The sequence below is a fragment of the Blastococcus sp. SYSU DS0669 genome (assembly GCF_054050895.1).
In genome coordinates this window covers 115,686-129,441 of the sequence record NZ_JBJHAE010000010.1, presented here as the reverse complement: position 1 = coordinate 129,441, position 13,756 = coordinate 115,686, and the positions used below count along the sequence as shown (strand labels likewise).

Annotated in this window: 11 protein-coding genes; 8 read left to right on the top strand and 3 right to left on the bottom strand. The window is 75.0% G+C overall.

Annotation, left to right across the window (positions count from 1 at the left end; translation table 11 throughout):
• Positions 1-91 precede the first annotated feature (91 nt).
• From ACI792_RS12495 to ACI792_RS12485, 3 genes are all read left to right on the top strand, one after another.
• Positions 92-994 (top strand): DUF222 domain-containing protein, encoded by a 903-nt coding sequence (locus tag ACI792_RS12495; protein ID WP_456602867.1) that lies wholly within the window; start codon positions 92-94, stop codon positions 992-994.
• Between the two features lie 76 nt (positions 995-1,070).
• A complete protein-coding gene (gene upp, locus ACI792_RS12490) occupies positions 1,071-1,694 on the top strand; it encodes a uracil phosphoribosyltransferase (RefSeq protein WP_456580698.1) in 624 nt (207 codons plus the stop codon).
• A gap of 2 nt (positions 1,695-1,696) precedes the next feature.
• Complete coding sequence (locus ACI792_RS12485; protein ID WP_456602866.1) at positions 1,697-2,587, top strand: Gfo/Idh/MocA family protein; 891 nt, start codon at positions 1,697-1,699, stop codon at positions 2,585-2,587.
• Between the two features lie 27 nt (positions 2,588-2,614).
• On the opposite strand, the gene ACI792_RS12480 is transcribed toward ACI792_RS12485, so the two are convergent.
• Genes ACI792_RS12480 through ACI792_RS12470 form a run of 3 tightly spaced genes read right to left on the bottom strand, consistent with a single transcriptional unit; the run spans position 2,615 to position 5,900 of the window.
• Positions 2,615-4,243: a phospho-sugar mutase gene (locus ACI792_RS12480; protein ID WP_456602865.1), complete on the bottom strand. Its 1,629-nt coding sequence runs from the start codon at positions 4,241-4,243 to the stop codon at positions 2,615-2,617.
• Complete coding sequence (locus ACI792_RS12475; protein ID WP_456602864.1) at positions 4,240-5,094, bottom strand: NAD-dependent epimerase/dehydratase family protein; 855 nt, start codon at positions 5,092-5,094, stop codon at positions 4,240-4,242. The genes ACI792_RS12480 and ACI792_RS12475 overlap by 4 nt, the downstream gene beginning before the upstream one ends.
• A complete protein-coding gene (locus ACI792_RS12470; protein WP_456602863.1) occupies positions 5,091-5,900 on the bottom strand; it encodes a purine-nucleoside phosphorylase in 810 nt (269 codons plus the stop codon). The genes ACI792_RS12475 and ACI792_RS12470 overlap by 4 nt, the downstream gene beginning before the upstream one ends.
• Positions 5,901-6,105: 205 nt before the next feature.
• On the opposite strand from ACI792_RS12470, the gene ACI792_RS12465 reads away from it, so the two are divergent.
• The 5 genes from ACI792_RS12465 to meaB are packed head-to-tail and all read left to right on the top strand — an operon-like array spanning position 6,106 to position 13,747.
• Positions 6,106-7,311, top strand: a complete 1,206-nt coding sequence (locus tag ACI792_RS12465) for a glutamate--cysteine ligase (protein ID WP_456580693.1) — start codon at positions 6,106-6,108, stop codon at positions 7,309-7,311.
• The gene (locus tag ACI792_RS12460; RefSeq protein ID WP_456602862.1) at positions 7,308-8,645 is read left to right on the top strand and encodes an amidohydrolase; all 1,338 of its coding nucleotides are present in this window, start codon (positions 7,308-7,310) and stop codon (positions 8,643-8,645) included. Before ACI792_RS12465 ends, ACI792_RS12460 begins: the two co-directional genes overlap by 4 nt.
• Positions 8,599-10,557 carry a methylmalonyl-CoA mutase family protein gene (locus ACI792_RS12455; protein ID WP_456602861.1) on the top strand — a complete coding sequence of 653 codons (1,959 nt, stop codon included), beginning with the start codon at positions 8,599-8,601 and terminating at the stop codon, positions 10,555-10,557. Before ACI792_RS12460 ends, ACI792_RS12455 begins: the two co-directional genes overlap by 47 nt.
• On the top strand, positions 10,554-12,761 hold the full coding sequence (scpA, locus tag ACI792_RS12450) for a methylmalonyl-CoA mutase (protein ID WP_456602860.1): 2,208 nt from the start codon (positions 10,554-10,556) through the stop codon (positions 12,759-12,761). Before ACI792_RS12455 ends, scpA begins: the two co-directional genes overlap by 4 nt.
• Positions 12,761-13,747: a methylmalonyl Co-A mutase-associated GTPase MeaB gene (gene meaB, locus ACI792_RS12445; protein ID WP_456602859.1), complete on the top strand. Its 987-nt coding sequence runs from the start codon at positions 12,761-12,763 to the stop codon at positions 13,745-13,747. The genes scpA and meaB overlap by 1 nt, the downstream gene beginning before the upstream one ends.
• The last annotated feature ends 9 nt before the right edge of the window (positions 13,748-13,756 follow it).

The window sequence follows — 13,756 nt, the reverse complement described above, 5'->3', positions numbered from 1 at the left end:
GCCCCGGCCCGCCCCCGCCCCCCCCCCCCCCCCCCCCCCCCCCCCCCCCCCCCCCCCCCCCCCCGGGGCCCTGCCGCCGGAGGCCCTGGCGGTGATCGCCCCGGTGGCCGCCCCGGCCAACCTGGCCGCCGCCCAAGCCCAGGGCGTGGACCTGGCCGGGGTGGACGCGGCACTGGCGGAGGTGGCCGCCACCCGCCCGCACGCCGAGCTGCGCCAGGTGGTGGCCCACTACCTGGCCCGGCTGGACCCTGACGGCCCCGAGCCCGATCCCACCGAGGGACGCTCCCTCACCTTCGTCAAGCACGCCGACGGGTCGGTCTCCTTCCGCGGCGAACTGGACGCCGTGGGCGGGGAGAAGGTGCAGGCCGCGCTGGAGTCGGTGGTGCAGGCCGACCGGCCGGCCGGGGACACCCGGACCCGGGCCCAGCAGCAGGGCGACGCGTTCGTGCAGCTCGCCGACAACGCCCTGGCCGCCGGCGCCCTGCCGGTGCTGCGCACCCACAAACCCCAGGTGGTGGTCCGGGTGGACCTGGAGGACCTCATCGACCCGGACGCCGGCACCGGCGCGGCCACCCTCGGCTTCGGCGCGACGATCTCCGCGGCCCGGGCCCGTTGGCTGGCCTGCGACGGCACCGTCACCCGCATCGTGCTGGGCCCCGAGGGCCAGCCCCTCGACGTCGGTCGGGCCCACCGCGTCGTCCCCGCCCACCTGCGCCGCGCGGTGGAGGCCCGCGACGGGCACTGCGTGTTCGCAGGCTGCCACGCCCCCACCCACTGGTGCGACGTCCACCACCTCGTGCACTGGGCCGACGGCGGGGACACCTCGCTGGAGAACTCAGCCCTGCTCTGCGAACGGCACCACACCAAGATCCACCACGGGTTCCGCGTCGAACGACGACCCGACGGCCGATGGCGCACCTACCGGCCCGACGGCACCGAGATCCTCGTCCTCCCCCGCATCACCGCGGAGTCGGCCAATTCCCGCGCGGGCTGAGCCCTGTCTCGTGTGCACGACGGGGGCTGCGAGGACGGCGCCCGGCTCTGCCGTGCCGGCCGATACGGTGTCCGGCGTGCAGCTGACCGTCGTCGACCACCCGCTGGCCCGTGCCCGTCTCTCCAAGATGCGTGACGAGCGGACGGACAACGCCATGTTCCGCGCCGCGCTCCGCGAGCTGACGCAGATGCTGGTCTACGAGGCCACCCGCGATCTCGCCATCGCGGAGGAGCCGATCACCACCCCGGTCACCACGACCACCGGGTACCGGCTGGCCGCCCCGCCGCTGATCGTCCCCGTGCTCCGCGCCGGTCTCGGGATGGCCGACACCGCGCACGGGATGCTGCCGGAGTCCCAGATGGGCTTCGTCGGGCTCGCCCGCAACGAGGAGACCTTCCAGCCGGAGGCGTACATGGCCTCGCTGCCCGAGTCGCTGGTCGGCCGCGACGTCTTCGTGCTCGACCCGATGCTCGCCACCGGCGGCTCGCTCGTGCACTGCTGCGAGCTGCTCACCGCCCGGGGCACGACGTCGATCACGGTGCTCTGCGCCCTCGCCGCGCCCGACGGCCTCCGTCGTCTCGAGGAGAGCGGCCTGCCGCTGCGGGTGTTCACCGCGAGCGTCGACGAGGGGCTCAACGACAAGGCCTACATCGTCCCGGGGCTCGGCGACGCCGGCGACCGCCAGTTCGGCGCGGTCTGACCGTGAGGTTCGGGGTGCTCGGCACCGGCTTCTGGGCGAAGGAGATCCACGCGACCGCCTTGGCCGGGCACCCCTCCGCCGAGCTGGTCGGCGTCTGGGGCCGTGACGTCGCCAAGGCGGAAGCGGTGGCCGCCGACTTCGACGTCCCAGGCTTCGCCGACCTCGACGAGCTGCTGGAGCAGGTCGACGCCGTCGCCATCGCGCTGCCGCCGCACGTGCAGGCGCCGCTGGCCGAGCGCGCCGCCGCCGCGGGCAAGCACCTGCTGCTCGAGAAGCCCGTCGCCCTCGACGTCGCCGCCGCCGACCGGGTGGTCGCCGCCGTCCGCGACGCCGGCGTCGCCTCCGTCGTCTTCTTCACGTTCCGCTTCCAGACCGCGACGTCGACCTGGCTCACCCAGGCGGCCCGCACGGAGCTCGCCGGCGGTGCCGGGTCCTGGTTGTCGTCCATCGCCGGCTCCCCGTTCGGCGCCTCGTCGTGGCGGCAGCAGCACGGCGCGCTCTGGGACATCGGCCCGCACGCCCTGTCGCTGTTCCTGCCGGCGCTGGGGCCCGTCGTCGCGGTGCAGGCCGGGGCCGGGGTGCACGACACCGTCCACCTGGTGCTCACCCACGAATCGGGGACGGCCTCCACCGTGACCCTGTCGCACACGGTGGCGCCGATGTCGACCGGCATCGAGTTCTTCGTCCACGGCGACGCCGGCCGGCTGGTGCTCCTGCCCGATGTCGAGGCCCCGGTGGACGCCTTCGCCGTCGCCGTCGACGAGCTGACCTCCGCAGCGATCGCCGGTGGCACCCACCCCTGCGACGTGGGGTTCGGCCGGGACGTCGTGGCGGTCCTGGCGACGGCGGCCCGCGCCCTGGACACGGGGTGCCGCGAGCGCGTCCCGGGGTGACCGCCGCGACGTCGCGGCGGCAGGGGGTCACAAGCCCAGCGCCGCCTTCATCTCCGCCCGCAGCTGGTCCAGCTCGTCGGCGCCGCGGCCGCGTGCGGCGATCAGGCCGGCGTCGTCGTGCACCGGGACGACCGTCTCCAGGTACGCCTTGAGCTTGGGCTCGGTGCCGCTGGGCCGGACGATCACCCGCACGCCGTCGCCCAGCAGGCGGACGGCGTCCACCGGTGGGGTGGACCCGGCGAGGTCGGCGAACTCCACCGGCCGGCCGAGCAGCGACGACGGCGGCCGCGACCGCAGCCGAGCCATCGCCCCGGAGATGACCGAGAGGTCCTCGACCCGCACCGACAGCTGGCCGGTGACGAAGAGGCCGTGCTCGGTGGCCAGCTCGTCCAGCCGGTCCAGCACCGTGCGGCCCCCGGCCTTGAGCTCCGCCGCCAGCAGGGCCACCGCGAGCGCCGCCGAGATGCCGTCCTTGTCCCGCACCACCGACGGAGCCACCGAGTAGCCCAGCGCCTCCTCGTAGCCGAACACCAGCGGCGCGGCGTCGGAGCCCGCGCGCATGATCCACTTGAAGCCGGTCGGGGTCTCCTCCGACGGGACGCCGTGCGACTCGGCGACGACGTGCATCAGCGAGCCGCTCACCAGCGAGGACGCGTAGGTGCCGCGCACCCCGCGGCGCAGCAGCCAGTCGGCCAGCAGCGCCCCCACCTCGTCACCGGTCAGCTGCCGCCCGCCCACGACCACCGAGCAGCGGTCGGCATCGGGGTCCTGCGCGATGGCGACGTCGGCCCCGGACCGCTCGGCCAGCGCAGTGAGCAGGTCCACCGCCCCGGGCTCCTCCGGGTTCGGGAAGGCGACCGTCGGGAACGCCGGATCGGGTGCGTCCTGCTCGGGCACGCCGGCCGGCTCCGCGAACCCCGCTGCGGCGAACACCAGCCGGGTCGTCGACGCGCCCACCCCGTGCATGGCGGTGTAGGCCACGCGCAGCGCCGCCCGGTCGGCGGCCGGCACCCGTTCGGGATCCAGCGCCCGCACGACCGCCGTGACGTACTCGGCGAGGACGTCGTCGCCCAGGACCCCGTGGCCGCCGGCGAGGGGGATCTCCCGCGCGGGGCCCACCGCGGCGATCGACTCCTCGATCGCGCGGTCGGCCGGCGGCACGAGCTGCGCCCCGCCCCGCAGGTAGAGCTTGTAGCCGTTGTCGTCGGGCGGGTTGTGGCTGGCGGTGACCATCACCCCGGCCGCGGCATCGAGCTGCCGGACGGCGAAGGCCAGCACCGGGGTGGGCAGCGGGCGCGGCATGAGTTGCACCTGGAACCCCAGCCCCGAGAACACCTGGGCCGAGAGGAGGGCGAACTCGTCGGACCGCCGCCGTGCGTCGAAGCCGATCACCACGGTGCCGCCGCCCTCCCCGGTGTCCAGCAGGTACCGGCCCACCCCGGCCGCGGCGCGCAGCACCACGGCGGCGTTCATCCCGGCCGGTCCGGCCCGCAGCGGACCGCGGAGCCCCGCCGTCCCGAAGGTGAGCGGACCGGAGAAGCGGCGGGCGAGCTCGGCGGTGTCGCCGGCGTCGACCAGCGCGAGGATCTCCGCGCGGTCGCCCTCGTGCGGATCGGCGTCGGCCCAGGCGCGGGCCTGCGTCACGACGTCGGTCACAACCGGCCCCCCGCCGCCTCGACGTTCTCGGCGTCGAACTCCGGCAGCGTGTACTGGCCGCCCACCCGCGCGTGCACCGGGTCCTCGGGGTCCGGCTCGCCCTGGGCCGCGATGAGGGCCTCGGCGTACACCTCGGCGTCGTCGGCCGGCTCGTAGCCGATGGCGCGCGCAGCGGTGAGGTCCCACCAGTTGCGGGTGTTGGCCGAGGCGCCCCACACCACCGTGCAGCCCGGGTCGGGCGTCCGCAGTGCCGCGTCCACCAGGGAGACGGTGTCGGCGGGGGAGAGCCAGGTGGCGAGCATGCGCACCGTCGTCGGCTCCGGGAAGGCGCTGCCGATGCGCAGGCACACGACCTCCATGCCGTACCGGTCGGCGTAGAGCGACCCGAGCGCCTCCATCGCCACCTTGGCGACGCCGTAGTAGGTGTCCGGCCGCGGCGGCGCGTCGACCTCGCGCAGCAGCCCCTCCGCGGGGCGTGCGGTGAAACCGCTGGCGTGGTTGCTGCTGGCCAGCACCACGCGCCGGACGCCGGCGCGGCGAGCTGCCTCGACCGTGGCGTACGTGCCCTGGATGTTCGCGTGGCTGATCGCCGGCCAGGTGGACTCGCCCACGACGCCGGCCAGGTGGACGACGGCCGCGGCGCCCCGCAGCGCACCGGTCATCGCGTCGAGGTCGGTGACGTCGGCGACCAGGTGCTCCTCGCCGGGCCGGGGCTCGGGCACCGGGACGACGTCGAGGCTGCGCACCGCCCACCCGCGCTCGGGGAGCCCGCCCCGCAGGACCGTGCCGATCCGCCCGGCCGCGCCGGTGAGGACGACCGGGCCGGACGGCGACGCCTCGTGGCCGGTCACGGCAGCCGCTCGATGAGCCGCACCAGCAGCTCCCCGAGCCGTCCCGCGGCCGCCTTGCCCGCCGCGAGGACCTCCTCGTGGTTCAGCGCCTCGCCGGTGATCCCCGCGGCGGCGTTGGTGACCATCGAGAGGCCGAACACCTCCGCGCCCGCGGCCCGGGCGGCGATCGCCTCCAGCGCGGTGGACATGCCGACGAGGTCGGCGCCCAGGGTGCGCAGCATGCGGATCTCGGCCGGCGTCTCGAAGTGCGGGCCGGGGAGCTGCGCGTAGACGCCCTCGGCCAGCGAGGGGTCGAGCTCCCGGGCGATCGCGCGCAGCCGCGAGGAGTAGAGGTCGGTGAGGTCGACGAAGTTTGCGCCCACGAGCGGGGAGCGCGCGGTCAGGTTCAGGTGGTCGGAGATCACCACGGCCTGGCCGACCCGGTGCTCGGGGGCCAGCCCGCCCGCGGCGTTGGTCAGGACGACCGTCCTCACGCCCGCGGCGACCGCCGTCCGCACCCCGTGGGCGACCGCCTCGACGCCGCGCCCCTCGTAGTAGTGGGTGCGGCCGAGGAAGAGCAGCACCTTCCGTTCGCCGACCCGCACCGAGCGGATCTCGCCGCCGTGCCCGACGACGGTCGGGGCCGCGAAGCCGGGCAGGTCGCCGATCGCCACCGACCCGGCGGCCTCGCCGAACGCGTCGGCGGCGGGTGCCCAGCCCGAGCCCATGACGACGGCGACGTCGTGCGGGCCGCCGAGCGCGGTGGTCAGGGCGTCGGCCGCCTGTGCGGCCAGGGCGGTGGGGTCGGTTCCGGGGAGCTCGCTCACGCAGGGACGCTAACGCAGCCCGGGAAACGCGGTGGGTGCCCGCCGCGCCCGGTGGGCACGACGGGCGGACGCCGTCCTCGACGCCTGGCCGGCGCGGCCGGCCGGGGAGCCCGACCCGTCGGGGGCTGGGACTGCCTGCCTGCAGGGGCCTCCGCCGAGCCGAGCGAAGGACGGGGGGCAGGCAGGTCCTTCTAGACTCCCGGAGGTGGAGATCCCCTTCCGTAGCTCGGAGCGCTCCAGCCTCGGCGTGGAGTGGGAGCTGCAGCTCGTCGACCGCGAGACGCGCGAGCTCGCACCCGGTGCCGTCGAGATCCTCGAGGCGATGCGCCCCGAGGGGGCCGACGAGCACCCCAAGGCCAAGCACGAGCTGCTGCAGTCGACCATCGAGATCATCACCGGCGTCTGCACCACGGTGCGCGAGGCGAAGGCCGACCTGGCGGGCACCCTGGCCGAGGTGGTCGCCGCGGCCGACGAACGGGGGCTGGGGCTGCTCTGCGCCGGCACCCACCCGTTCACCGACTGGCAGACCCAGGAGATCTCGCCGAAGGAGCGCTACGGGCAGCTCGTCGAGCGCATGCAGTGGCTGGCCCGCCGGCTGCAGATCTTCGGCGTCCACGTGCACGTCGGGGTCCGGGCGCCGGAGAAGGTCATCCCGATCGTCAACGCGCTGTGCCAGTACGTGCCGCACTTCCTGGCGCTGTCGTCGTCCTCGCCGTTCTGGGTCGGCTGCGACACCGGCCTGGCCTCGGCCCGCACGAAGATCTTCGAGGGCATGCCGACCGCGGGGCTGCCCTTCCAGCTCGACGGCTGGGGCGAGTTCGAGGAGTACATGGAGACGCTGATCTCCACGAAGAGCATCGAGAGCGTCCGCGAGGTGTGGTGGGACATCCGGCCCCACCCCGACTTCGGCACCGTGGAGCTGCGCATCTGCGACGGCCTGCCCACCCTCGACGAGATCGGGGCGGTCGCCGCCCTCACCCAGTGCCTGGTCGAGCAGTTCGACACCCAGCTCGACCGCGGCTACACCCTGCCCCGTCCCGAGGAGTGGGTCGTGCGGGAGAACAAGTGGCGGGCGTCCCGCTACGGCCTGGACGCCGAGATCATCGTCGACGAGCAGTACGCCGTCCGGCCGGTGCGCGAGGCGATCACCGAGCTGGTCGAGGAGCTGATGCCCACGGCCAAGCGGCTGGACTGCGAGGCCGAGCTCGCCGACGTGCTCCGCGTGCTGGAGGTCGGCGCCTCCTACCAGCGGCAGCGGGCGGTGGCGCTGGCGAACGACGGCGACCTGGCGCCGGTCGTGGACGGCCTGCTGGCCGAGCTCCGGGACGGGCTGCCCTCCTCGGGCCCCGCCGGGCAGCCCGACGGCCCGGTGCCGGGTCCGGCCTCGTGCGAGGGCGGGCACGCCGCATGACCCCGGTCGTCGAGAAGCTGGGCGCCGCGGTCGACGAGTGGGTCGCCGCGAACGGGCCCGCGCTGTCGGCCACCCGGCGGCACCTGCACGCCCACCCCGAACTCGGTTACGCGGAGTTCGAGACGACCTCCTTCCTCGAGGAGCGGCTGCGCCACCACGGGCTGGTCCCGCGCCGGCTGCCGACCGGCACCGGCCTCAGCGTCGACGTCGGCGCGGGCGGGGGACCGATCGTCGTCCTGCGGGCCGACATCGACGCGCTCCCCCTGAAGGACCTCAAGGACGTGCCGTACGCCTCCACCCGCGAGGGTCTGGCCCACGCCTGCGGCCACGACGTGCACACGACGGTGGTCCTCGGCGTCGCCGTCGCGCTCGCCTCGCTCGACGGGCTGCCCGGCACGGTCCGCTGCGTCTTCCAGCCGGCCGAGGAGACGGTGCCGGGCGGGGCCACCGAGGTGGTGGCCTCCGGCGTCCTCGACGGCGCATCCCGCGCCTTCGCGCTGCACTGCGACCCGTCCATCCCCGCCGGGAGGATCGGGCTGCGCACCGGCCCCATCACCGCGGCCTGCGACCGGATGGACGTCACGCTCACCGGGCCCGGCGGGCACACCGCCCGGCCGCAGATGACCGTCGACCTCGTCGATGCGCTCGGGCGGATCATCACCGACGTGCCCGGGCTGCTCTCCCGCCAGGTCGACCCGCGGACGGGGATGTCGCTCGTCTGGGGCGCGGTCAACGCCGGTGTCGCGGCCAACGCCATCCCGCAGCGGGGGACGCTGCGGGGCACCGTCCGGGTGCTGGACCGGGAGGCGTGGAAGGACGCCGAGGAGCTGATGCGCTCCCTCGTGGCGCGGGTCGCCGCCACCACCGGCGCCGAGGTCGACGTCGACTACGTCCGCGGGGTGCCGCCGGTGGTCAACGACCCGCGTGCCGTGGCGCTGCTGCGCTCGGCCGCGCTGGGCACCGTCGGCGCGGAGAACCTCCTGCTCTCGCCGCAGAGCATGGGCGGGGAGGACTTCGGCTGGTTCGCCGACGTCATGCCGATCGCGCTGGCCCGGCTGGGGACCCATGGCGGCGGCGCCCCCCTGGACCTGCACCGGGGCACCTTCGACGTCGACGAGCGGGCCATCGGCGTCGGGGTGCGGCTGCTCGCCCGCACCGCGCTGCTCGCGCTGGAGGCCGACGCCGAACCGTCCCCGGGCAGCTCCGGGGCACCCCCTCGCACGCGCAGACCCGCTCCCGGAGACACTTCTGCCCGACGAGCCGTCGACGAGAGGCGGGAACCCCAGGATGAGCACGACCGACGAGACGACCGGCCAGGGGCCGGCGGCGGCTGACGCCGAGGTGCCGGCCGAGCACGCGGTCCCGGAGGACCTCGCGCTCGCGGGCGAGTTCGACGCGGTGACCCGCGACCAGTGGCGCGAGCTCGTGGCCGGCGTGCTGCGCAAGGCCGGTCGCGAGGAGCTCCCCGACCCGGTCGAGGACGCGCTGCGCCGGCCGGTGGCCCCGGGTGTCTCGGTGGCCCCCCTCTACACCGCCGAGGACGCCGGTGACCTCCCCGCGGGGATCGGCGTCCCGGGCCTGCCGCCGTTCGTGCGCGGTGCCCGCCCCGCCGGCGGGCCGGCCGGCTCGGCCGAGGTCACGGCGTCCGGCGGCGCCGAGGGCGGCGCGTCCGGCGGGTGGGACATCCGCCAGCGGCACGCGCACCCCGACGTCGCGGTGACGAAGGAGGCGATCGCCGCCGACCTGGAGAACGGCGTCACCTCGCTGTGGCTGGTGCTCGGCGAGGGCGCGATCCCGGTCGACGCGCTGGGTGAGGTGCTCGCCGACGTCTACCTCGACCTCGCGCCGGTGACCGTGCAGGGTGGGTTCCCGGCCGCCGCGGCCTTCCTCGACCTGGTCGAGGGGCGCTCCGACCTCGCGTCCGGCGGCTCGCTCGGCCTGGACCCGCTGGGCGTCGAGGCAGCCTCCGGGGAGCGGCAGGACCTGACCGGCCTCGCCGACGTCGCCCGCCGCGCCGCCGCCCACGGTGCTGGTCGGCCCGGCTCCGCCCTGCGCGCCGTCGTCGTCGACGGCACGGTCTTCCACGACGCCGGTGCCTCGGTGGTGGAGGAGCTCGGCTGCTCGCTCGCCGCGGGGCTCGCCTACCTGCGCGCCCTCACGGACGGCGGGCTGACCGTCGACGAGGCCGCCGCCCAGCTGGAGTTCCGCTACGCCGCGTCGGCCGACCAGTTCACGACCATCGCCGCGCTGCGCGCCGCCCGCCGGCTGTGGGACCGCGTCGGCGAGGTGAGCGGCGCCTCGCCCGAGGCCCGCGCCCAGCGGCAGCACGCCGTCACCTCCTCGGTGATGACGACGAAGCGCGACCCGTGGGTCAACATGCTGCGCACGACCGTGGCCTGCTTCGCCGCGGGTGTCGGGGGCGCGGACGCGGTCACCGTGCAGCCGTTCGACGCCGCGCTGGGCCTGCCGGACTCCTTCTCCCGCCGGATCGCGCGCAACACCCAGAACCTCCTCGTCGAGGAGGGCCACCTGGGCCGGGTGCTCGACCCCGCCGGTGGCTCCTGGTACGTGGAGTCCCTGACCGACGAGCTGGCCCGCGCCGCCTGGGCGTGGTTCACCGAGATCGAGCGGGCCGGCGGGCTGTCGGCGGCGCTGGCCTTGGGGCTGGTCCGCGACCGGATCGCGCAGGCCTGGGACGCGAGGGCAAAGCGGCTGGCCACCCGAGCGGACGCGATCACCGGCGTCAGCGAGTTCCCCAACCTCACCGAGAAGCTGCCCGAGCGCCGACCGGCCGCCGAGGTGCTGCCGGCGACCGGCGGGCTGCCGCGGGTGCGCGCGGCGCAGGAGTTCGAGGCGCTGCGCGACGCGGCCGACGCTGCGGGGGAGCGGCCGTCCGTCTACCTGGCGACCCTGGGCCCCATCGCCCGGCACACCGCCCGGGCGAGCTTCGCGGCCAACCTGTTCCAGGCCGGCGGGCTGGCGACCCCGGCCGGCGACGGCGCCACCGCGCTGGCCGGCGCGGGCACGACCGTGGCCTGCATCTGCGGCACCGACAAGGACTACGCCGAGCACGCGGCCGGGCTGGCGGCGGAGCTGAAGGCGGCCGGCGCCACCCAGGTGTGGCTGGCGGGCAAGCCCGACCTCGCCGTCGACGGCGTCGACGGGTACGTGCACGCCGGGTGCGACGCCCTCGCGGCGCTGCGCACGGTGCACTCCGAGCTGGGTCTGGAAGGAGAGCGGGCATGAGCGGCATCCCCGACTTCGGTTCCGTGGAGCTGGGCGCACCCTCCGCGGGTGCCTCGGCCGGCGACTGGGCCAAGGCGTTCGAGGAGGCGACCGGCCGCAGCGTCGAGGAGGCGGCCTGGGAGACCCCCGAGGGGATCTCCGTCCCGCCGCTGTACACCCCGGCCGACCTGCAGGGCCTGGACTTCCTCGAGACCCTGCCCGGCCTGCCGCCGTTCCTGCGCGGCCCCTACCCGACGATGTACACCACCCAGCCGTGGACCGTCCGCCAGTACGCGGGCTTCTCCACCGCGGCGGAGTCCAACGCCTTCTACCGGCGTAACCTCGCCGCCGGGCAGAAGGGGCTGTCGATCGCCTTCGACCTGCCCACCCACCGCGGCTACGACTCCGACCACCCCCGGGTCCCCGGCGACGTCGGCATGGCCGGGGTGGCCATCGACTCGATCCTGGACATGCGGCAGCTGTTCGACGGCATCCCGCTGGACAAGATGAGCGTGTCGATGACGATGAACGGCGCCGTGCTGCCGGTGCTCGCGCTCTACATCGTGGCGGCCGAGGAGCAGGGGGTGGAGCCGGGTCAGCTGACCGGCACCATCCAGAACGACATCCTCAAAGAGTTCATGGTGCGCAACACCTACATCTACCCGCCCAAGCCCTCGATGCAGATCATCAGCGACATCTTCGCGTTCACCTCGCAGCGGATGCCGAAGTTCAACTCGATCTCGATCTCGGGCTACCACATCCAGGAGGCCGGGGCGACGGCCGACCTGGAGCTGGCCTACACGCTCGCCGACGGCGTCGAGTACCTGAAGGCCGGCCAGGCCGCGGGCATGGACGTCGACGCCTTCGCGCCGCGGCTGTCCTTCTTCTGGGCCATCGGCATGAACTTCTTCATGGAGGTCGCGAAGCTCCGGGCCGGGCGGCTGCTGTGGGCGAAGCTGGTGAAGGAGGCCGGCGCGCAGAACCCCAAGTCGCTGTCGTTGCGCACCCACTCGCAGACCTCGGGCTGGTCGCTGACCGCGCAGGACGTCTACAACAACGTCGTCCGCACGTGCCTGGAGGCGATGGCAGCCACCCAGGGGCACACCCAGTCGCTGCACACCAACGCCCTGGACGAGGCGCTCGCGCTGCCCACGGACTTCTCCGCCCGCATCGCCCGCAACACCCAGCTGATGCTGCAGCAGGAGTCGGGCACCACCCGCGTCGTCGATCCGTGGGGTGGCTCCGCGTACGTGGAGAAGCTGACCTACGACCTGGCCCGCCGCGCCTGGGCGCACATCCAGGAGGTCGCCGAGCACGGCGGGATGGCCCAGGCGATCGACGACGGCATCCCCAAGCTGCGCATCGAGGAGGCGGCGGCCCGCACCCAGGCCCGCATCGACTCCGGCCGCCAGCCGGTGGTCGGCGTGAACAAGTACCGGGTCGACGCCGACGAGGCGATCGAGGTGCTCAAGGTCGACAACGCCGACGTGCTCGCCCAGCAGAAGGCCAAGCTCGAGCAGCTGCGCGCCGACCGCGACGGCCGCGCCGTCACCGAGGCGCTGGGCCGGCTCACCGACGCCGCCCGCGCCGCCGCCGACGGCACGCGTGGCAACGACCTCGACAGCAACCTGCTGAAGCTCGCCGTCGACGCCGCGCGGGCCAAGGCGACCGTCGGGGAGATCTCCGACGCCCTCGAGGTCGTCTACGGCCGGCACGCCGGTCAGGTGCGCACCATCTCCGGGGTCTACCGCGACGAGGCAGGAGCATCCGGGCCCATGGAGGAGACGCGGCGGCTGGCCGAGGAGTTCGCCGAGGCCGAGGGTCGCAGGCCGCGCATCCTGGTGGCCAAGATGGGCCAGGACGGGCACGACCGCGGCCAGAAGGTCATCGCGACCGCGTTCGCCGACCTCGGTTTCGACGTCGACGTCGGCCCGCTGTTCCAGACCCCGGACGAGGTCGCCCGCCAGGCGGTGGAGGCCGACGTCCACGTCGTCGGCGTCTCCTCGCTCGCGGCCGGCCACCTCACGCTGGTGCCGGCGCTCCGCGACGCGCTGGCCGAGCTCGGTGCCGACGACGTGCTGATCGTCGTCGGCGGTGTCATCCCGCCCGACGACGTGCCGACGCTGAAGGAGATGGGCGCCGCCGCGGTCTTCCCGCCCGGCACGGTCATCGCCGAGGCGGCGCAGGAGCTGCTGCGGACGCTGTCCTCCCGTCTCGGTCACTGATGGCTCGAGAGGTCGACGTCCCGGTCCTCGTCGAGGGGGTGCTGGCCGGGGACCGCCGGGTGGTGGCGCGGGCCATCACCCTGGTGGAGTCGCGGCGGGCCGACCACCGCGAGAAGGCGCAGGAGCTGCTGGTCGAGCTGCTGCCGCACGCCGGGGGAGCGCGCCGCGTGGGCATCAGCGGCGTCCCCGGCGTGGGGAAGTCGACGTTCATCGACCAGCTCGGGGTGGACCTGACGGGGGCCGGGTCGAAGGTCGCGGTGCTCGCCGTCGACCCGTCGTCGGCGCGGTCGGGCGGTTCGATCCTCGGCGACAAGACGCGGATGGCGCGGCTGGCGGTCGACCCGAACGCCTTCATCCGGCCCTCGCCGACGTCGGGCACCCTGGGCGGGGTCGCGCAGGCCACCCGCGAGTCGATGGTCGTGGTCGAGGCGGCCGGCTACGACGTCGTCCTGGTCGAGACCGTCGGCGTCGGGCAGTCGGAGATCACCGTCGCCGAGATGGTCGACTCGTTCCTCTTCCTGACGATCGCGCGCACCGGCGACCAGTTGCAGGGCATCAAGCGCGGCATCCTCGAGATCGCCGACGTCATCGCCGTCAACAAGGCCGACGGGCCGGCCGCCGCGGACGCCCGGAAGGCCGCCCGGGAGCTCGCCCAGGCGATCCGGTTGCTGCGCGGGCGCGGCAATGGCTGGGACGTCCCGGTGCTCACCTGCGCCGGGCTCACCGGCGAGGGACTGGACGAGGTCTGGGCCAAGCTCCTCGAGCACCAGGAGCGGGCCAAGGTCTCGGGGGAGTTCGACGAGCGCCGCCGCGCGCAACAGGTGCGCTGGACCTGGCAGCTGGTGCGCGACGGGCTGGAGCACGCGCTGCGCGCCCACCCCGGCGTCCGTGCCGCCGTGCCCGACCTCGAGAAGGCGGTGCTCGCCGGCGAGCTCACCCCGGCCCTGGCCGCCCGGCAGGTCCTGGACACCTTCCGCGCCGGCTGACCCGCGTCT